Below are 18,988 nucleotides of genomic sequence, written 5' to 3'. Positions count from 1 at the left end.
TCATGTTGGTGGTAGTCAAAATTGGAGGTCTCTTCATGAGAATCGACAAGTTCACCACCAAATTTCAGGAAGCGCTGGCCGACGCGCAAAGCATTGCCGTCGGCCGGGGTAACCAGTATCTGGAGCCCGTACACGTCCTGGCGGCCCTAATCGCGCAGGAAGATGGCTCCTCGCGCTCGCTGCTCTCCCGCGCCGGCGTGCATATCCAGGCTTTGCAAACGGCTGTCAACGAAGCGATTGCGCGCCTGCCGCAGGTGCAGGGAACCGATGGCAACATTCAACTGAGCCGCGAGCTCAACGGTCTTTTGAACCAGGCCGACAAGGAAGCGCAGCAACTGAGCGATACGTTCATCGCGAGCGAGATGTTCCTGCTTGCCGTGGCCGACGACAAGGGCGAGGCCGGCAAGCTGCTGCGCGAGCATGGTCTGACGCGCCGCGCGCTCGAGACGGCGATCGCCGCTGTGCGCGGTGGAGCCCAGGTGCATAGCGCCGAGGCCGAGAGCCAGCGCGAGGCGCTCAAAAAGTACACGATCGACCTGACCGAGCGCGCGCGCGCCGGCAAGCTCGACCCGGTGATCGGGCGCGACGACGAAATTCGCCGTTCCATCCAGATTCTTCAGCGCCGCACCAAGAACAACCCGGTACTGATCGGCGAGCCCGGCGTCGGGAAGACCGCGATCGTGGAAGGCCTTGCGCAGCGCATCGTCAACGGCGAGGTGCCGGAATCGCTCAAGAACAAGCGCGTTCTGTCGCTCGACATGGCCGGCCTGCTTGCCGGTGCCAAATACCGGGGCGAGTTCGAGGAGCGCCTCAAGGCGGTGTTGCACGATATCGCGCGCGATGAAGGGCAGACGATCGTCTTCATCGACGAAATCCATACGATGGTGGGCGCCGGCAAGGCGGAAGGTGCGATCGACGCGGGCAACATGCTCAAGCCGGCGCTCTCGCGAGGCGAGTTGCACTGCATCGGCGCGACGACGCTCGACGAGTATCGCAAGTACATCGAAAAAGATGCCGCGCTCGAGCGGCGCTTTCAGAAAGTGCTCATCGAGGAACCCTCCGTCGAGGCGACGATCGCGATATTGCGGGGTCTGCAGGAACGCTACGAGCTCCACCACGGCGTGGAGATCACGGATCCCGCGATCGTGGCCGCGGCCGAGTTGTCGCACCGCTATATCACCGATCGCTTCCTGCCTGACAAGGCCATCGACCTCATCGACGAAGCCGCTTCGAAGATCAAGATGGAAATCGATTCGAAGCCCGAAGCAATGGACCGTCTCGATCGGCGGCTCATCCAGCTCAAGATCGAGCGTGAGGCAGTGAAAAAGGAAAAGGACGAGGCATCGCAAAAGCGGCTGCAATTGATCGAGGAGGAGATCGAGCGGCTCAACCGCGAGTACTCGGACCTCGAGCAGATCTGGACGGCCGAAAAGGCGGCCGTTCAAGGTAGCGCGCAGTTGAAGGAAGAGATCGAGAAAACGCGCGCCGAAATCACGCGCCTGCAGCGCGAGGGCAAGCTCGAAAAGGTCGCGGAGCTGCAATACGGCAAGCTGCCGGAGCTCGAGGCGCGCTTGAAGCAAGTCACGCAGGCCGAGGCGAAGGAGCAGCACAATCCCGAGCGCCCGCGTCTGTTGCGCACGCAAGTGGGCGCCGAGGAAATCGCCGAAGTGGTATCGCGTGCAACGGGCATTCCGGTGTCGCGCATGATGCAAGGCGAGCGGGAAAAACTGTTGCAGATCGAGGGCAAGCTGCACGAGCGTGTCGTGGGTCAGGACGAGGCGATCAGCGCCGTGGCGGACGCGATTCGCCGCTCGCGCGCGGGGCTCGCGGATCCGAACCGGCCATACGGCTCGTTCCTGTTCCTGGGCCCGACGGGGGTCGGCAAGACCGAACTGTGCAAGGCGCTCGCGTCGTTCTTGTTCGATTCGGAGGAGCACCTCATTCGCATCGATATGAGCGAGTTCATGGAAAAGCACAGCGTCGCCCGTCTCATCGGCGCGCCGCCCGGCTATATCGGCTATGAAGAGGGCGGCTATCTGACCGAGGCCGTGCGTCGCAAGCCGTACAGTGTCATTTTGCTCGATGAAATCGAAAAGGCGCACCCCGACGTCTTCAATGTACTGTTGCAGGTGCTCGACGACGGCCGCATGACCGACGGTCAGGGACGTACCGTGGACTTCAAGAATACGGTGATCGTCATGACGTCGAATCTCGGCTCGCAAATGATTCAAGCGATGTCGGGCGAGCCGCAGGAAGCGATCAAGGATGCGGTGTGGACCGAGGTCAAGCAGCACTTCCGTCCCGAGTTCCTGAATCGGATCGACGAGGTCGTCGTGTTCCATGCGCTCGATCGCAAGAACATCGAATCGATCGCGAAGATCCAGCTGGAGCGGTTGCACGACCGGCTCGCGAAGCTCGAAATGCAGCTCGTCGTTTCCGATGAAGCGCTGGAGCAGATCGGGAAGGTTGGATACGACCCGCTCTTCGGGGCGCGGCCATTGAAGCGCGCGATCCAGCAGGAGATCGAGAATCCGGTCGCCAAGCTGATTCTCGCGGGCAGGTTCGGACCGAAGGACGTGATTCCTGTGGATGTGCATGACGGCAAGTTCGTGTTCGAGCGTGTCGTTCACTGATTCGCCGCAGATCATGCGGCGCAGCGGCGGCCGAGCTCATCATGCTCGGCCGTTTTTTTTATTGTGTTTCGGTGCATCGGGTGCTTGACTTCGTGTGCACTCGAAGTCTTAACGTTGAGGATGTCATGTCAGAAGCGCTCACGATCGGACGCATGGCCGCCGAGCTCGGCGTATCGACGCATACGCTGCGCTACTACGAGCAGGCCGGCCTGCTGTTGCCGGTCTCGCGTACCGACGCGGGTCACAGGCTTTATGCGCGCACCGATATCGACTGGCTGCGATTCGTGATGCGACTGAAGGCGACCGGCATGTCGATTGCCGGCATGCAGGCTTTTGCGGCATTGCGTGCTCGCGGCGACGAAACGGCGCAAGAGCGGCTCGCGCTGCTGATCGAGCATCGCCAGAGCGTGCTCGATCAGCTTGCACAGTTGCAGACGAACCTCACGGCGATCGACGAGAAGATTCGCCACTACGAGGTACTCGCGCACGACATGACGCGGATCCGGTCGGCCGACGATGCCAGCCGGGCCATGACGACTCAACTACGAAAGGACTTGCCATGCAAAACACCGAAACGAACGCCTCGGCCGCCGAACAACGCTACGCGAGGGGATGGAACAAGCTGAGGGAAATCGACGGGGAAGCCGGTGAGCGCGTGATTGCCGCGCTGGCGCCGATCGCGCCTGACTTCGCGCGTGTCTTGATCGAATTCCCGTTCGGCGATATCTATAGCCGCCCGGGGCTCGATCTGAAGTCGCGGGAGATCGCGACCATCGCGGCGCTTGCGGCGCTCGGCAATGCGACGGCGCAATTGAAAGTACACATCGAAGGCGCGCTCAATGTCGGCGTGACCCAGACCGAGATCGTCGAAGTCTTCATGCAGATGGCCGTCTATGCCGGTTTTCCAGCGGCGCTCAACGCGCTCTTCGCGGCCCGTGAGGTGTTCGAGAGCCGTCGTCAGGACCCGGTCGATGCGCCTGAGGTGGCCTGAGCGTGACGCGCGAGGCGCCCGCTGACCGAGCGCCAATGGACGAAGAGGCCCGCGCCGGCCGCCGCGAGACTCGCGGCATTGGCCGCCCAGAATCCGCGCGCGCCTCTCAGCCATTCGGGTACGGCGCCGCCGATATCGAAGCCGAGCAGATAACCGCCGCCGAGTCCAACGCCCCAAAGCGCCACGGCGTAGATCACGGTCGGTACGACGGCAACCTTATAGGCTCGCAGCACGAACGCCGTGGCCGTCTGAAAGGTATCGAAGATGTGGTAGACGAGCATGATCGGCAAAAGCGGCATGGCCGCAGCGATGACGGCCGCGTCGGGCGTGTAGCCCGCGAGAATCAGCGGGCGGAGCAGCCAGGACACAGCGGCGTAGCCGCATCCGATCGCGCAGGCCAGGGCGATGCCGTGCCGTGCGAGCGCCCGCGCGGCATCGTGGCGCCCGCCGCCGAGGGCATGGGCCACGAGCGTGGAGGTGGCGATGCCGATCGACATCGGTGTCATGTAGAGCACTGCGCCGAAGTTGCCGACGATCTGATGCCCGGCGAGGGTTGTCGTGCCGAAGCGCGCGATAAAAAGCGCCATGAACGTGTATGAGGTGACCTCGATCAGATACGAGAGCCCCATGGGCAGCCCCAGCTTGAGGAGCGCCGCGAGCCGCTCGACGCTGGGCCAGCAAAAGCGCGCGAAGATTCCGAACGGTGTGAAAAGCTCCAGCCTGGCGAGCAAGGTCAGAGCAATGCCCGCGAGCGCGAAGTTGATCAGTGTGCTGGCGAGTGCGCAGCCCGGGCCGCCCAACGGCGGGAGCCCCAAGCCGCCGAAGATGAACCAGAGGTTCAACGCGACTTTCGCCAGGAGCGCTGCGACTTGCAGCATCATGACGAGCCGTGGCTTGCCCACCGCGTTGGCGAGTGCCGAATAGACGCGAAAGGCGAGGCTGGCTGGCAGACCGAACGCGGCGATGCGCAGGTAAAGCTCGGTTCGTTCGTAGAGCGCCGCGGGAACGCGCGCAATGGCGAGCAACGGCGCGGGGAAGTACATGACCGCGAAGCCGAGCACGGCAAGCCCCGCCGCAAGCCAGAGTGCCTGGCGAACCTCCTCGCCGATTTCAGCGTGACGGCGCGCGCCGAAAAGCTGACCGGCGATCGGCTGCAGCGCGAGCACGACGCCCGTCAGACCGACGTAGACCGACACATAGATGGACGAGCCGAGTCCGAGCGCGGCAAGATCGACCGCGGAGAAGCGGCCCACCATGGCGGTATCGATGACTCCGAATGCGATGATGGCGAGTTGCCCGACGAGCACGGGCCATGCGAGCCCCGCGATATTGCGGATGTCCGCGAACATGGCTACCGCCGGTGAATCGGATGCTTGCGCCGCGGTGCGGGCGGCGTCGGACGATCGACGCGCACATAGAGGCGGAAGCGTTCGTCACGGTCCGCTGCGCGGCGGCCTTCCCATACGAGCTTCCAAACGTAGCTCGGCATAGGGCTCGGCGCGATGAAGTCTTGCGCATCCTGGCGCAGCAACACGTCGCAGTCCCCGCTGAACGAGAATTGCATGTCGCCAAAGTAAGCGAACGATGCGAGCTGTGCGTCGCCGAGGCGAACCGGCGAAATGCAGCGGTAGTCGTCGGGCAGATGCTCGGCGATCTGCATCGCGACATCGCGATAGGTCCGGCTGTAGTTGACGATCGGCAGCCACAGCGTCATCAGCAGCACCCACATCAACGTCGTGCCGGCGCTAGAGAGCACCACACTGCGCCAGAGCACGTTCGGATGTCGTGCCAGACGCCAGCGCGCGAGCGCAAGCCAGCACGCGGTGACGCCGATGGCGCAGACGAAAGAGAGCACATCGAAATGCGGCACGAAGCCCGGCACGAGCCGCGCGAGGTTGCGCGCGAGCGGGGCGGGGAAACCCGTTTGCGACGCCAGCCAGACCAGCCAGACGAACGTGCCGAGAATCGTGAAGCTGAGCAGCGCGAACCAGTCGATCGCGTTGATGGCTCCACGTTTGAGCGTCGGCAAGGCGAACGTCGCCAGCACGGCGAGCGGCGGCAACAGCAGCATGTAAAGCCGGTTCGTTTGGTGGCTTTGCAACACGACGAGGACCAGCACGGGTGCGACGACCGAAAGCGGCACTGCAATATGCGGCTTGCGGCGCAGACCGCCCCAACTGAGCCAGGCCCACACCGCCAGGGGCCACGCGGGCCAAGTGAAAAGCGGCAGGTTCTTGAAGGCGTAACGCACGACGTGCCCCGGCGGCGCCGAAAAGCGATTGATGCTGCCGTTGACCCACTGTTGGATGAACCACCGCGCATCGTCGCCGTAGAGTTTGAGCACCGCGAGCGGCCACGCCACCGACAACGCTGCCGCGATCGGCATGCCGACGACCAGCAGCCAGATCGAGCGCGCTTCCGGTACCAGCGCCAGCAGAACGAGCGTACCGGCGAAGAGAGCGGCAACCAGCAGCGGATTGCCGCTCAGCGCGACGAGTCCGAGCCCGAGGCCCCAACAGACCGCCCCTTGCAATGGCTTGTCGAGCGTGCGCACCAGTCCGTACACGATGAGCGCGATGCTCATCAACTGGCCGAGCTGGGGTGTCGTTTCGTGGCCTCGCTCGGCGAGTCCGAACGACGCGAGCAAAATCAGCAAGGCGCCGTCGCCGAGCACGCGTCCGTAGTCGCGCGGCGCGGGTTCGCCGCCGAAGGCATACTTGAACGGTTGAACTTCGGCACGGCGCCCGAGCAGATAGGCCGTATACCAGACCAACGCACAGGTCACGCAAAAGAGTATGCCGGTCGACAGCCGCGACGCATCGGCCGCGTCGACCCATGGTGTGAGCAGCCGGATGCACCCCGCGCCGAGCCAGTAGCCGAGCGGGCCGGTGTCCGTGACGTACTTGCCGACGAGGTTCGGCAGCAGCCAATCCCGGACGTCGCCACCAGCCATCGTCCACATGACGCCGAATCCAGCCGCATCTTCGTTCTTCCACGGGTCGCGGCCGAACAGGCCGAACGCCGCATAGACGATGCAGATCGTCAGCAGCAGCCAGCGGGGCAGCGCACGCGTAGCGGAGGCGGTGAGTCGGACGACGGGTCTCATGCGGATGAACGGCGATCGTTATCGTTATTCGGCTAATGGCGGGGGCGATCGCCATCGCAGCGAATCGGCATTGTAGCCGCGCTCATGCGGCGCGTGACGCCACGCCGCTGGCCGATCGGCATGACGATGAAAAAAGGGCAGCGCGGGCTGCCCTTTTTCTTGCAGTACCTTTGCACGCTCGTACAAAGGCGCGGCGACTTACTTTGCGGCGGCCTTGCCGGCTGCGCGTGCACCGAACTTCTTGTTGAACTTCTCGACACGACCCGCCGTGTCCATGATCTTTTGCTGACCCGTATAGAACGGGTGCGACTCCGACGACACTTCGATCTTGGCGAGCGGGTACGACTTGCCCTCGAAATCGATGGTTTCGCGCGTCTGGATCGTCGAGCGCGTTACAAACGTGAAGCCGTTCGACACGTCTTGAAAAACGACTTCGCGGTAATTGGGGTGAGTATTTTCCTTCATGGTGCTTCCTTTAATGTGGCGGTAGCCAGCCCGCTGCGATGCCGATACGGCGGCCGCCGTAGTCGCGACGCCATCGAACCGCGAGCCACTTGCCCAAGGTCGAAAGACGGCGATTATGCCAGAAAATCATGCTGTTGGCGAAAAGATTTGCTCGTCGTCGGGCCACGCCGATCGCCAATCGCCAATCAATCGGGCCCGCCGCTGTGCGTTTCGAGGAGTACGCCCGTGCGCGCAGGATCCTGGCGGTAATAACGCGCGAGCAGACGATACAGTTCGGGATATTCGGCCTCGAATGCACGCGGCTGAACGAAGAGTGCTTCGCTGCAGACCGCGAAAAATTCGGATGGATGGTCTGCCGCATAGGGATCGATCAGCGATTCGCGTTCGAAACGCGCCCAGCGCCGCGTCGGCACGGCATCGACCTGCGCACAGAACCGGTCGTAGGCGGAATCGAAGACGCTGGCCCATTCGTCGGCGGTGAGCGGCGCGTGCCAGCGCTTGAAGAGCGGCGGGTGGCCATCGGTTTCGCCGCTCAGCATGTCGATCTTGTGGGCGAATTCGTGGATGACGACGTTGTAGGCGTCACGCGCATCGGTCATCTGCGCATCTTCCCACGAGAGGATGACGGGGCCGCCCTCCCACGCTTCGCCGCTCGCGTCGTGCTCCACTTCGTGCACTACGCCGTCTTCATCCTCGACGGTTTTGCGAATGACGAATTCGCCGGGGTAGACGACGATGCCGACCCATCCGCGATACAACTCGAGGCCCAAATTGAGCACGGGCAGCGAGGCTTGCACGGCGATGCCGGCGATCATCCCATCGGTCAACTCGAGGCCGTGGGCCGTGGAGAACGATTTTTGAGCGATGAAGAGGCTAGCGGTTTCTCGCAGGCGAGCGAGATCGGCCGCATCGAGATAACCGAGGAACGGCAGGCCGTCGAGCGTCGCCTGCCAGACATCGTCGGCAATACCGTACTCACGCAGTGCGCGTTCGCGGCGGCGCGTGTCGAGCCAGCGGGAGAGCTTCGTGAGCATGATGCAGTGCCCGGTTGGGCGGGGGCGGGACGGATTGGCGCCGGGACCGATCCGCGCCGGCATCGGCTGCCGGCGCGCCCTGTCGGCGCGATTTGCGCAACGTTATGCCAATCTGAGCTCAGCCGCCGCGGCGCATCATATCGAAGAACTCGGAATTGCTCTTCGTCTGGCGAACCTTGTCGAGCAGGAATTCCATCGCTTCGACTTCATCCATATCGTGGATGAACTTGCGCAGTACCCAGACTTTCTGAAGGATCTCGGGCTTGATGAGCAACTCTTCGCGCCGGGTACCCGACTTGTTCAGATTGAGGGACGGATAGACGCGCTTTTCTGCCAGACGGCGTTCCAGGTGCACTTCCATATTGCCGGTGCCCTTGAACTCTTCGTAGATCACGTCGTCCATGCGGCTACCCGTTTCGATCAGGGCTGTGCCGATGATCGTAAGCGAGCCACCTTCCTCGATATTGCGCGCCGCGCCGAAAAAGCGCTTCGGACGTTGCAGCGCATTGGCGTCCACGCCGCCCGTCAACACCTTGCCCGACGCGGGAATGACGGTGTTGTAAGCGCGCGCGAGACGCGTGATCGAATCGAGCAGGATGACGACGTCGTGCTTCATCTCCACGAGGCGCTTGGCCTTTTCGATCACCATCTCGGCCACCTGCACGTGGCGCGTGGCCGGCTCGTCGAACGTCGAGGCGACGACTTCGCCCGCGACCGAGCGCTGCATTTCCGTCACTTCTTCGGGACGCTCGTCGATGAGCAGCACGAAGAGGACGACATCGGGATGGTTCTGCTTGATCGCATGCGCGATGTGCTGAAGCATCACCGTTTTGCCCGACTTCGGCGACGCGACGAGCAGGCCCCGCTGGCCCTTGCCGATCGGCGCGATCATGTCGATGATGCGGCCCGTGACGTTTTCCTCGCCGCGCATTTCACGTTCGAGCAACAGCGGCTTGTTCGGGTGCAGCGGCGTGAGGTTCTCGAACATGATCTTGTGTTTCGAGGCCTCGGGCGGCTGCCCGTTGACTTTGTCGACCTTCACGAGTGCGAAGTACCGCTCCCCGTCTTTCGGCGTGCGGACTTCGCCTTCGATCGTGTCGCCCGTGTGCAGATTGAAACGCCGGATCTGCGAGGGGCTGATGTAAATGTCATCCGTGCTCGCGAGATACGACATTTCCGGCGAGCGCAGGAAGCCGAATCCGTCGGGCAGGACTTCGAGCGTGCCGTCGCCGAAAATGGTCTCGCCGGTTTTGGCGCGCTTCTTGAGGATGGCGAACATCAGTTCCTGCTTGCGCAGGCGGTTCGCGCTTTCGATCTCGAGGCCGTTGGCCATTTCGATCAATTGAGAAACGTGCAGAGACTTGAGCTCGGATAAATGCATACGGAAATCCCGCCGGGGAAGAGAAGGTGCGACGAAAGAATCTGGGAGGAGGATGAGCGGAACCGCTCAAGGACTTATACGTTTTCTTGACGTCTTGTCATTCTAGCATAGCACACGCCAGCTACCGTTGAGCGGACGCTCGCGCGGCTGAAAGGCCTGTTGCACGAGGACAACAGGCCTGGCATGACGATCACAGGTTGCTGTCGAGGAAGGCGGTCAGTTGCGACTTCGACAGTGCGCCGACCTTCTGCGCGGACACAGCGCCATTCTTGAACAGGATCAGCGTGGGAATGCCGCGCACGCCGAACTTCGTCGGGGTAGCCTGGTTTTCATCGACGTTGATCTTCGCGATCTGCAGACGGTCGCCGTAATCCTTGGCCACCTCGTCGAGAATGGGGGCAATCATCTTGCAGGGGCCGCACCATTCGGCCCAGAAATCGAGCAATACGGGCTTGTCGGACTTCACGACATCCTGCTCGAACGATGCGTCACTGATGTGCTTGATTTGTTCGCTCATTTAGATTTACCTCATCGGGTTCCGGGACCCGAGCCTCAATTGCCCGCCACGATACACCAAAACGGGGAAACGCACTGTTGGTGCCGATGCGCAAATGCGGCTGGCGCGATGCGCTGCGTCCACTGCATTCAACTAGTCGAGCGAGCCGCACGGATCGCATGAGCCAGGTGCGGCAGCGCTTTCGGCGGCGAGTCGTCCGAATGCCATATTAGCCCAAATCGCTATCCGTCGTACGAGGCCGATAGCCAAGCGGTCACGGGCGCCCGGCCCGGCACCGCGGCCCCCGTTCGATCGCCGCGGCGGCACAAGAAGAAGCGTGGGGCGCAAGAAGGGTCGCGCCGTGTGCGCGACGATGATAGAATGCGCCGTGACGGGCCTCCTCGCATGGAGGGGCGGTCAACCTGGTCAGGTCGGGAACGAAGCAGCCACAGCCGTTTTCCGCCAGTGCCGAGGGTCAGGCTCGTCACCTTCCTTTTGTTCTCGTTGTTCTCGTTGTCCTCTTTCTCTTCCCCGCCAAGCGGTTTCCTGTAGTCGCTCCGCGTCGCTACTCGCCTCGTCTTGCGCCGCATCGTTGCTGATACAATTTGGCGATGACCTATCAAGTTCTCGCACGCAAGTGGCGGCCGAAGGATTTCGCTTCGCTCGTCGGCCAGGAGCACGTCGTGCGTGCTCTCACGCACGCGCTCGACGGCGCACGTCTGCACCACGCCTACCTGTTCACCGGTACGCGCGGGGTCGGCAAGACCACGCTTTCGCGCATCTTCGCCAAGGCCCTGAACTGCGAGACCGGCATCACGGCGACGCCTTGCGGCGTGTGCCGTGCATGCCGCGAAATCGATGAGGGACGCTTCATCGACTATGTCGAAATGGATGCCGCGAGCAACCGCGGCGTCGACGAAATGGCGGCGTTGCTCGAACGCGCCGTCTATGCGCCGGTCGACGCCCGCTTCAAGGTGTACATGATCGACGAAGTGCACATGCTCACGAACCATGCGTTCAACGCGATGTTGAAAACGCTGGAAGAGCCGCCGCCACACGTCAAGTTCATCCTCGCGACGACCGATCCTCAGAAAATCCCGGTGACGGTGCTCTCGCGCTGTCTCCAATTCAATCTGAAGCAGATGCCGGCGGGCCACATCGTCGGGCACCTCGAGCGCATTCTCGGCGCGGAAGGCGTTGCGTTCGAGCCGCAGGCATTGCGGCTTTTGGCGCGCGCCGCGGACGGCAGCATGCGCGATGCGCTGTCGCTGACCGATCAGGCGATCGCCTATTCGGCCAATCAGATTTCCGAGGAGGCGGTGCGCGGCATGCTGGGCGCGCTCGACCAGAGCTATCTGATCCGGCTCGTCGATGCGCTCGTTGCCGGTGACGGCGCGCAAGTGCTCGAAATCGCCGACGAAATGGCGCTGCGCAGTCTCTCGTTCTCGACGGCGCTGCAAGACCTGGCGAGCCTCATGCACCGCATCGCCTGGGCGCAGTTCGCGCCGGCCTCGGTGCTCGACGATTGGCCCGAAGCGAACGACGTGCGGCGTTTCGCCGATGCCCTCACGCCGGAAGAAGTCCAGCTTTTCTATCAGATCGCAACGATCGGACGCAACGAACTCGGCCTCGCGCCGGACGAGTATGCCGGCTTCACGATGACGCTGCTGCGCATGCTGGCATTCGAGCCGACGGTTCGGGGCGCCGGCGGTGCGCCCGGCCCCGGCGAGCGTACGGCTGCGCCCGCCGCATCGGCGGGGAGCCGGCGCGCAACGGCCGGCATTCTGGCTCGCACCGACGCGACTGCGCAGGACAGCGCGGTGGTGAAAGAGGCGCCGCCCGAACGTGAAACGCAAGCCATTAGCGGCGCGCCGGCGCCGCATCGCGAAGCGTTTGCGGCGCCGGCGCGCCCGCCCGCCCCGTTGGAGGCTTCGCCGCCAGACCGTTCACCGCCCGTCGCGCGCGAGAGCGCTGCGTCGGCGCGGGGCGCGCCACCACGATCGGCGCCCGAGCCGGCTGCCCAGTCTCGCGCCACGGGCGCGAGCGCCGCGCTCGAAGTGCTGCGCGGCGCGGGGTTGCGCGTATCGGCGGATCGCAATCGCCCGGCCGGCGCGGCAAAGTCTTCGACGCCCACGCCGGCGGCGAAACCGGCCGCACCCCGCACACCCGTCGTGGTTCCGGTGCCGCGTGCCCGCGGTGCGGACGCCAGCGCGGCAAGCGCGCCGGCGACCGAATCGCCACCCTGGGATGACGCACCGCTTGCCGACGCACCGTTCGACGATGGCGCGCCCTTTTGCGCTGAAGACGCGTATTTCGCCGCAGAGCGTTTCGACGATGCGCAAGCCGATACCCGCAATGGGAGCCAAGCGGCGTCGGAAGCTGCGCCCGCCATCGATCTCGCCTCGCTGCCGCCGCCCGTCATGCTCGACGCGCTAGGTTATGCCGGCGATTGGCCGGCGCTTGCCGCCGAGCTTCCGCTAAAAGGCGTGGCGCATCAGCTCGCATTCAATAGCGAATTGACGATGCTCGACGGCGAGACCCTGAAGCTGGTCGTGCCGGTGCCGCAATATGCCGACACCGCGCAGGTCGCGAAGCTGAAGTCCGCCCTGCACGAGCGGTTGGGCAGGCCTGTCGACGTGCGCGTCGAGGTCGGCCCCGCGCGGCGTACCGCTGCGGCAATCGAGGCGGCCGCACGCGCGCAACGTCAGCGCGAAGCGGAACGGGAAATTGGCGCCGATCCATTCGTGCGCTCGCTGATTCGCGATTTCGGCGCGAGCATCGTACCCGGCTCGATCAGGCCCATTGCGCCCGACGCGGGGGCGACGGTCCACTGAGCGCATCCCGGGCAGCCACGCACATCGACGACGCCCGGCTTAGCCGGACGTCGTCCACCTATCCACACGATCAAGGAGCATGTCCATGATGAAAGGCCAACTCGCCGGGCTGATGAAGCAAGCCCAGCAGATGCAGGAAAACATGAAGAAGATGCAGGAGCAACTCGCCCAGATGGAAGTGGAAGGGCAGTCCGGCGCCGGTCTCGTCAAGGTCACGATGACTTGCAAAAACGAGGTCCGTCGCGTGGCGATCGACCCGAGCCTGCTCGCCGACGACAAGGACATGCTCGAAGACCTCGTTGCGGCCGCATTCAACGATGCGGTCCGCAAGGCGGAGGCCACGGCGCAGGAGAAAATGAGTGGTATGACATCCGGCTTGCCGTTGCCGCCGGGTTTCAAGCTGCCGTTCTGAGGCCGGAGCCGTTCATGCACATTCCGAGCGCACGACTCGCGCTATCGCCATGAAACAGCCTTCCGCGCTCGTCGCGCTCGTGGAGGCGCTGCGCGCGTTGCCCGGCATCGGTCCGAAGTCGGCGCAGCGCATGGCGTATCACCTGATGCAGCACGATCGGCAGGGCGCCGAGCGGCTCGGACGCTCGCTGCTGTTTGCGGTGGAGCATCTGCAACACTGTGAAAAGTGCAATACATTCACCGAGGCTCGCATCTGCGACGTATGCAGCGACGAAGCGCGCGACCCGACGCTGCTGTGCGTCGTCGAAACGCCCGCCGATCAGATCATGCTCGAGCAGACGATGACGTATCGCGGTCTTTACTTCGTCCTCATGGGGCGCTTGAGTCCGCTCGACGGAATCGGTCCGAAAGAGATCCATTTCGACCGTCTCGTGAAACGCGCCTCGGATGGGGTCGTCAAGGAGGTCGTGCTGGCCACGAACTTCACGAACGAGGGAGAAGCCACGGCACACTACCTTGCGCAAATGCTCAAGGCGCGCCAGCTTGCGGTCACGCGGCTCGCGCGCGGCGTGCCGGTCGGCGGCGAACTCGAATATGTCGATGCCGGAACGATCGCCCGTGCCATGCTCGACCGGCGCTCGCTTTGACCGGGTGGCGCTCGCCGCCTTTCTGAAAGGAACGCTATGACCGCAACTCCTGGCCCGCTTGCGGGAATCAAGGTGCTCGAACTCGGCACCCTGATCGCTGGCCCGTTTGCCGCCCGGTTTCTCGGCGAATTCGGCGCCGAGGTCATCAAAGTGGAAGACCCGAACGGGGGCGATCCGCTGCGCAAGTGGCGCATGCTCTACCCCGAAGCGGGCGGCACCTCGCTGTGGTGGGCAGTGCAGGCGCGCAACAAGAAATCGGTGACGGTCAACCTGAAGGCACCGGAAGGCAAAAAAATCGTCTGCGAGCTTGCGCGCGAAGCCGATATCGTCGTCGAGAATTTTCGGCCCGGCCTGCTCGAGAAGCTCGGGCTCGGCTACGACGTGCTGAGCGCCGAGAACCCGGGCCTCGTCATGGTCCGCCTTTCAGGCTACGGGCAAACCGGTCCATACCGTGACCGGCCGGGCTTTGGCTCGATCGCCGAAGCGATGGGAGGCTTGCGGCACATCACGGGTTTTCCCGATCTTCCCCCGCCACGGATCGGTATTTCGATCGGCGATTCCATTGCGGCGCTGCATGCGATCGTCGGTGCAATGATGGCGCTGCATCATCGGCAGGCATCGGGCGGTAAAGGGCAGGTCGTCGACGTCGCGCTTTACGAAGCGGTTTTCAACATGATGGAAAGCGTCGTGCCGGAGTATGGCGTATATGGCGCCGTGCGCGAGCGCACCGGGGCTGCGCTGCCCGGCATCGTGCCCTCGAACACCTATGCATGCAGGGACGGCCAGATCGTGATCGGCGGCAACAGCGATCCGATCTTCAAGCGCCTCATGACGGCCATCGGGCGCAGCGACCTGGCGAACGATCCCGCGCTTGCGCAAAACGACGGCCGGGTCCCTCGCACACGGGAAATCGACGAGGCGATCGGCGCATGGCTGGCCGGGCGCACGATCGACGAAGCGCTCGAGGTGCTCAATGCGGCCGATGTGCCCGTCGGCCGGATATACAGTGTGGCCGACATGTTCGACGATCCGCAATACGCGGCGCGAGAGATGATTCAGCGTTTCAAGTGGCAAGGGGAGCTCGACATCGCTTTGCCGAACGTGACGCCCAAACTCTCGGCTACACCGGGCGGCACGCGCTGGCTCGGCCCCGAGCTCGGGGAACACACGGATGAAGTGCTGCACGGGCTCGGCTATGACGACGAAGCGATTGCGAGCCTGCGTGAGCGTAAGATCGTCTAACGGCGTGACGTGGGAATTGGGCGCGAATACGCCGGCCCAGGCGATCAGCGGCGCGGACTCCTCGGTTACAATCGCCGCATGCGAATCTTACTGAGCAACGACGACGGCTATCTGGCGCCGGGTCTCGCCGCGCTTTATGGCGCCCTGAAGCCGCTCGGCGACATCACCGTGATGGCACCCGAGCAAAATTGCAGCGGCGCATCAAATTCTCTTACGCTGGCGCGTCCGCTGTCCGTGCTGCGCTCGGCTAACGGTTTTTACTACGTGAACGGAACGCCGACCGATTCGGTGCATATCGCGCTCACCGGCATGCTCGACGACAAGCCCGACCTGGTGGTCTCGGGCATCAACAATGGCCAGAACGTGGGCGAAGACACGCTCTATTCGGGTACGGTGGCGGCCGCGACCGAGGGCGTAATGTTCGGGGTGCCGGCGATTGCGTTCTCGCTCGTCGACAAAGGCTGGGCTCACCTCGAAGATGCCGCGCGTGTCGCGTTCGATATCGTCCAGCACTTCCTGTCGAATCCGCTTCCCGGCCATCCTCTGCTGAACGTGAACATTCCCAATCTGCCCTACGACGAGATGCGCGGATGGGAGGTGACCCGGCTCGGCAAGCGTCACCCGTCGCAGCCGGTGATTCGGCAAACGAATCCCCGAGGCGAGCCGATTTATTGGATCGGTCCGTCCGGCGAGGCGCTCGATGCGAGCGAGGGCACGGACTTTTACGCGCTTGCCAATGGGCGCGTCTCCATTACGCCGCTGCAACTCGATCTCACGCATACTCAAATGCTCGCCGCCACGCGCGAATGGTCGCTTGCGGGGCGCGGCGCCTCATGACGAGCGAGCGCGCCAGGCGTTTTCCGCTCGGGCTCGCCGATCTCGAGCGCAAGCCGCGCGCGCGTGCCGCCGGCAAGGCGCCGCTGCGTTCGACCGAGCCGGGTGCCCGGCGCACTGACACGCAGCCGTCGCAAGGTGTCGACAAAATGGGCGCGCCCAATGTGCCGTTTTCGGGCGCGCACGCGCTGACTTCGGAACGGGTGCGCGAGCGCATGGTCGAACGCCTTCGAACGAACGGAATCCGCGATGCGCGCGTCCTCAATGCGATGGCGGCGGTTCCGCGCCACCTGTTCGTGGATCCGGGGCTGGCACCGCAGGCTTACGAAGATGCGGCGCTGCCGATCGGTCATCAGCAGACGATTTCGAAACCATCGGTGGTGGCTCGCATGCTCGAGCTCGCCGCGGCCGGGCGAACGCTCGACCGGGTGCTCGAGATCGGAACGGGGTGCGGTTACCAGGCAACGGTGCTGAGCCAGATCGCGCGCGATGTCTATTCGATCGAACGGGTCAAGCCGCTTTATGAGCGCGCCAAGCAGAATCTCCGGCCGCTGCGGGTGCCGAATATCCGCCTGCATTATGGCGACGGCCGACTCGGCTTGCCGGCGGCCGCGCCTTTCGATGCGATCGTGATCGCCGCCGCCGGCTTCGACGTGCCGCAGGCGCTCGCCGAGCAACTTGCGGTCGGCGGACGCCTCGTCGCGCCTGTCGCCGCGCTGGGCGGGCACTCGCAGGTGCTCACGCTCGTCGAGCGGCTCGGGCCGAGCCAATGGCGGGAGTCGCAGCTTGATAGCGTTTTCTTTGTCCCCTTAAAATCCGGAGTGATTTGACACCGATGTTTACGTTGAGCGCGATGCGAACAATCAACAGAAACGGCGGGCTGGTTGCCGCCCAACGCGTGATGTGTGCGGTGGCCCTCGCGTCGCTTGCAGCCTGCGCGACAAGGATGGATCAGGCACCGGTCGTCGACCGTTCCGGCACGCTCGCTACTCAATCATCGGCGCAGGCAGCGCAACCGGCCGTGCCGCTCGGGCCGCCGCCGCCCGGCTACTACCGCGTGAAGCCGGGCGATACGCTTTACCGTATCGCGCTCGAAAACGGCCAAAACTACCGCGATATAGCGGCCTGGAACAATCTCGCGAATCCGAGCCAGATCGAGGTCGATCAACTGCTGCGTGTCGTGCCGCCGGGCGCCAATGCCGCGGCCGTCACGCCGGGCGTCGCGACGGCACCGATCACGGGCGGGGCGGTTCAGGCCGCACCGCTTTCGAGCAATCCGCCGTCGCCGGCCAACCCGAACACGCCGAGCGGAAGCAATGGCGCAAGTGCCGGCGGCGCGATGCCGCCGATGGTCGGAGGCGCCTCGGCGGCCACGACGATCCCGCCGCAGCCGGCCGCGCCGAGTTCTTCGAGCGTTCCCGCACCCGCCGCCGGTGCAATCAGTTTCGCATGGCCCGTGAAGGGGCCCGTCATCGCGTCGTTCAACGACTCGACCAACAAGGGCATCAATATCAGCGGTGCCGCGGGCGATCCGGTCCGGGCCGCAGCCGATGGTCGCGTGGTGTATGCAGGAAATGGGCTGCGCGGATACGGCAATCTCATTATCATCAAGCACGACGCAACGTATTTGACCGCATATGCACACAACCGCGCTTTGATGGTAAAAGAGGGGGACTCGGTGACCAGAGGCCAGAAGATCGCCGAGATGGGCTCGACCGACGCACCCCGAGTCATGCTTCACTTCGAAGTCCGCCAGCAAGGCAAACCTGTTGACCCGATGAAATACTTGCCGCCGCAATAAGCGATACGACCATGCCGAAATCGAAGCGCCGCAAGCAACAAGCCGAGACGGAAACGCTTACCCGTATCGCGGAGGAAGTAGCACCGGAGACGGGCGCTTCGACGAGCGAGCCGGATGACGACACCCCCGAAGCCGAAGCGGAATTCGAGGCGCAGGGAGCGGCGGGCGAGGGCGAGGCGGACGATGCCGAACCCGAGGCGCGGGAGGGGGCGGCCGCCCCCGACCCCGATGATTTCCGTGCGTTGCTGCAGGCCGAGCTGACGGCCGATACCATTCAGCATTACCTGAATCGCATCAGCGTCAAGCCGCTTCTCACGGTGGAGGAGGAGCAGCGCTACTCCAGGCTCGCGAAGGCGGGGGAGTTCGAAGCGCGGCAGGTCATGATCGAGCGCAATTTGCGGCTCGTCGTCAGCATTGCCAAGGGCTATCTGAATCGCGGCGTGCCGCTGCTGGATCTGATCGAGGAAGGCAATCTGGGCTTGATGCATGCGATCGAGAAATTCGATCCCACGCGCGGGTTCCGTTTCTCCACCTACGCGACGTGGTGGATCAGGCAAAGCATCGAGCGCGCGATCATGAATCAAGCGCGCACCGTGCGCTTACCGGTGCACGTGATCCGCGAATTGAATCAGGTGCTGCGCGCGAAGCGCCATCTCGAAAAAAATTCGATGAATTCGGGCGACGCGAGCGAGCGGCGCGACGCGAGCATCGACGATATCGCCTACCTGACCGGAAAGACGACCGACGAAGTCACCGACATTCTGGCGTTGAACGAGCATACGGCATCCCTCGATGCTCCGCTCGACCTCGACCCCGCGAGCAGCTTGCTCGATCTGCTCTCGGACGAACAGAGCCAGTCTCCCGACGCGGAGGTTCAGCACCGGGAACTCGAAACGCTGACCCGCGCCTGGCTTTCTCGTCTGTCCGACAAGCACCGGCACGTCATCGAGCGCCGTTTCGGACTCAACCATATCGAACCCGCCACGCTCGAAGAACTGGCCGACGAAATGGGACTCACGCGGGAACGCGTCCGACAGATCCAGCAGGAGGCGCTCGTCAGGCTCAAACGCTTTTTCGCTTCCAACGGCGTGCGCAAGGACGCCGTGCTCTAGA

The 18,988-nt window shown here is 63.8% G+C and carries 17 protein-coding genes and 1 other RNA gene; 12 read left to right on the top strand and 6 right to left on the bottom strand.

The annotated features are described in order from the left end of the window. The first annotated feature begins 35 nt into the window (after positions 1–35). From clpB to ACR9ZC_RS17740, 3 genes are all read left to right on the top strand, one after another. Positions 36–2,633 (top strand): ATP-dependent chaperone ClpB, encoded by a 2,598-nt coding sequence (clpB, locus tag ACR9ZC_RS17750; protein WP_481581293.1) that lies wholly within the window; start codon positions 36–38, stop codon positions 2,631–2,633. A 125-nt stretch (positions 2,634–2,758) separates the two neighbouring features. Further along, entirely contained in the window at positions 2,759–3,259 is a 501-nt protein-coding gene (locus ACR9ZC_RS17745; RefSeq protein ID WP_481581292.1) for a MerR family transcriptional regulator, read from the top strand. Beyond that, positions 3,193–3,624, top strand: coding sequence for a carboxymuconolactone decarboxylase family protein (locus ACR9ZC_RS17740; protein WP_481581291.1), 432 nt, complete (start codon positions 3,193–3,195; stop codon positions 3,622–3,624). The genes ACR9ZC_RS17745 and ACR9ZC_RS17740 overlap by 67 nt, the downstream gene beginning before the upstream one ends. On the opposite strand, the gene ACR9ZC_RS17735 is transcribed toward ACR9ZC_RS17740, so the two are convergent. The 6 genes from ACR9ZC_RS17735 to trxA all read right to left on the bottom strand — a co-directional run bounded on the left by ACR9ZC_RS17735 (position 3,591) and on the right by trxA (position 10,127). Then, positions 3,591–4,973: an MATE family efflux transporter gene (locus ACR9ZC_RS17735; RefSeq protein ID WP_481581290.1), complete on the bottom strand. Its 1,383-nt coding sequence runs from the start codon at positions 4,971–4,973 to the stop codon at positions 3,591–3,593. The two genes, ACR9ZC_RS17740 and ACR9ZC_RS17735, sit on opposite strands and share 34 nt — an antisense overlap. 2 nt (positions 4,974–4,975) lie before the next feature. Then, positions 4,976–6,730 (bottom strand): ArnT family glycosyltransferase, encoded by a 1,755-nt coding sequence (locus ACR9ZC_RS17730; protein ID WP_481581289.1) that lies wholly within the window; start codon positions 6,728–6,730, stop codon positions 4,976–4,978. Positions 6,731–6,928: 198 nt separating this feature from the next. Next, positions 6,929–7,195 carry a type B 50S ribosomal protein L31 gene (locus ACR9ZC_RS17725; RefSeq protein ID WP_331569826.1) on the bottom strand — a complete coding sequence of 89 codons (267 nt, stop codon included), beginning with the start codon at positions 7,193–7,195 and terminating at the stop codon, positions 6,929–6,931. Positions 7,196–7,380: 185 nt separating this feature from the next. Continuing rightward, the gene (locus tag ACR9ZC_RS17720; RefSeq protein WP_481581288.1) at positions 7,381–8,229 is read right to left on the bottom strand and encodes a M90 family metallopeptidase; all 849 of its coding nucleotides are present in this window, start codon (positions 8,227–8,229) and stop codon (positions 7,381–7,383) included. Between the two features lie 118 nt (positions 8,230–8,347). After that, positions 8,348–9,610 (bottom strand): transcription termination factor Rho, encoded by a 1,263-nt coding sequence (rho, locus tag ACR9ZC_RS17715; RefSeq protein ID WP_331569822.1) that lies wholly within the window; start codon positions 9,608–9,610, stop codon positions 8,348–8,350. 190 nt (positions 9,611–9,800) lie between these two features. Further along, complete coding sequence (gene trxA / locus ACR9ZC_RS17710) at positions 9,801–10,127, bottom strand: thioredoxin TrxA (RefSeq protein ID WP_173257202.1); 327 nt, start codon at positions 10,125–10,127, stop codon at positions 9,801–9,803. A 369-nt stretch (positions 10,128–10,496) separates the two neighbouring features. Here trxA and ffs point away from each other — a divergent pair. The 9 genes from ffs (at position 10,497) to rpoS (ending at position 18,987) form a co-directional block, all read left to right on the top strand. Continuing rightward, an RNA gene (ffs, locus tag ACR9ZC_RS17705) (signal recognition particle sRNA small type) lies at positions 10,497–10,595 on the top strand. Positions 10,596–10,717: 122 nt separating this feature from the next. Further along, the gene (locus ACR9ZC_RS17700; RefSeq protein ID WP_481581287.1) at positions 10,718–12,940 is read left to right on the top strand and encodes a DNA polymerase III subunit gamma/tau; all 2,223 of its coding nucleotides are present in this window, start codon (positions 10,718–10,720) and stop codon (positions 12,938–12,940) included. Between the two features lie 85 nt (positions 12,941–13,025). Next, on the top strand, positions 13,026–13,352 hold the full coding sequence (locus tag ACR9ZC_RS17695; protein WP_331569818.1) for a YbaB/EbfC family nucleoid-associated protein: 327 nt from the start codon (positions 13,026–13,028) through the stop codon (positions 13,350–13,352). A gap of 49 nt (positions 13,353–13,401) precedes the next feature. Then, positions 13,402–13,998 carry a recombination mediator RecR gene (gene recR, locus ACR9ZC_RS17690; protein WP_331569816.1) on the top strand — a complete coding sequence of 199 codons (597 nt, stop codon included), beginning with the start codon at positions 13,402–13,404 and terminating at the stop codon, positions 13,996–13,998. Positions 13,999–14,034: 36 nt separating this feature from the next. Next, a complete protein-coding gene (locus tag ACR9ZC_RS17685) occupies positions 14,035–15,240 on the top strand; it encodes a CaiB/BaiF CoA transferase family protein (protein WP_481581286.1) in 1,206 nt (401 codons plus the stop codon). Positions 15,241–15,318: 78 nt separating this feature from the next. Beyond that, positions 15,319–16,077, top strand: a complete 759-nt coding sequence (gene surE / locus ACR9ZC_RS17680) for a 5'/3'-nucleotidase SurE (RefSeq protein WP_440561099.1) — start codon at positions 15,319–15,321, stop codon at positions 16,075–16,077. After that, positions 16,074–16,904: a protein-L-isoaspartate(D-aspartate) O-methyltransferase gene (locus ACR9ZC_RS17675; RefSeq protein ID WP_481581285.1), complete on the top strand. Its 831-nt coding sequence runs from the start codon at positions 16,074–16,076 to the stop codon at positions 16,902–16,904. The genes surE and ACR9ZC_RS17675 overlap by 4 nt, the downstream gene beginning before the upstream one ends. A 5-nt stretch (positions 16,905–16,909) precedes the next feature. After that, on the top strand, positions 16,910–17,875 hold the full coding sequence (locus ACR9ZC_RS17670) for a peptidoglycan DD-metalloendopeptidase family protein (protein WP_481581284.1): 966 nt from the start codon (positions 16,910–16,912) through the stop codon (positions 17,873–17,875). 11 nt (positions 17,876–17,886) lie between these two features. Continuing rightward, complete coding sequence (rpoS, locus tag ACR9ZC_RS17665) at positions 17,887–18,987, top strand: RNA polymerase sigma factor RpoS (protein WP_331569806.1); 1,101 nt, start codon at positions 17,887–17,889, stop codon at positions 18,985–18,987. Position 18,988 lies beyond the last annotated feature (1 nt).

This window comes from Trinickia sp. HAY1-2D (assembly GCF_056754935.1).
This window is presented reverse-complemented; position numbering and strand designations above follow the sequence as displayed.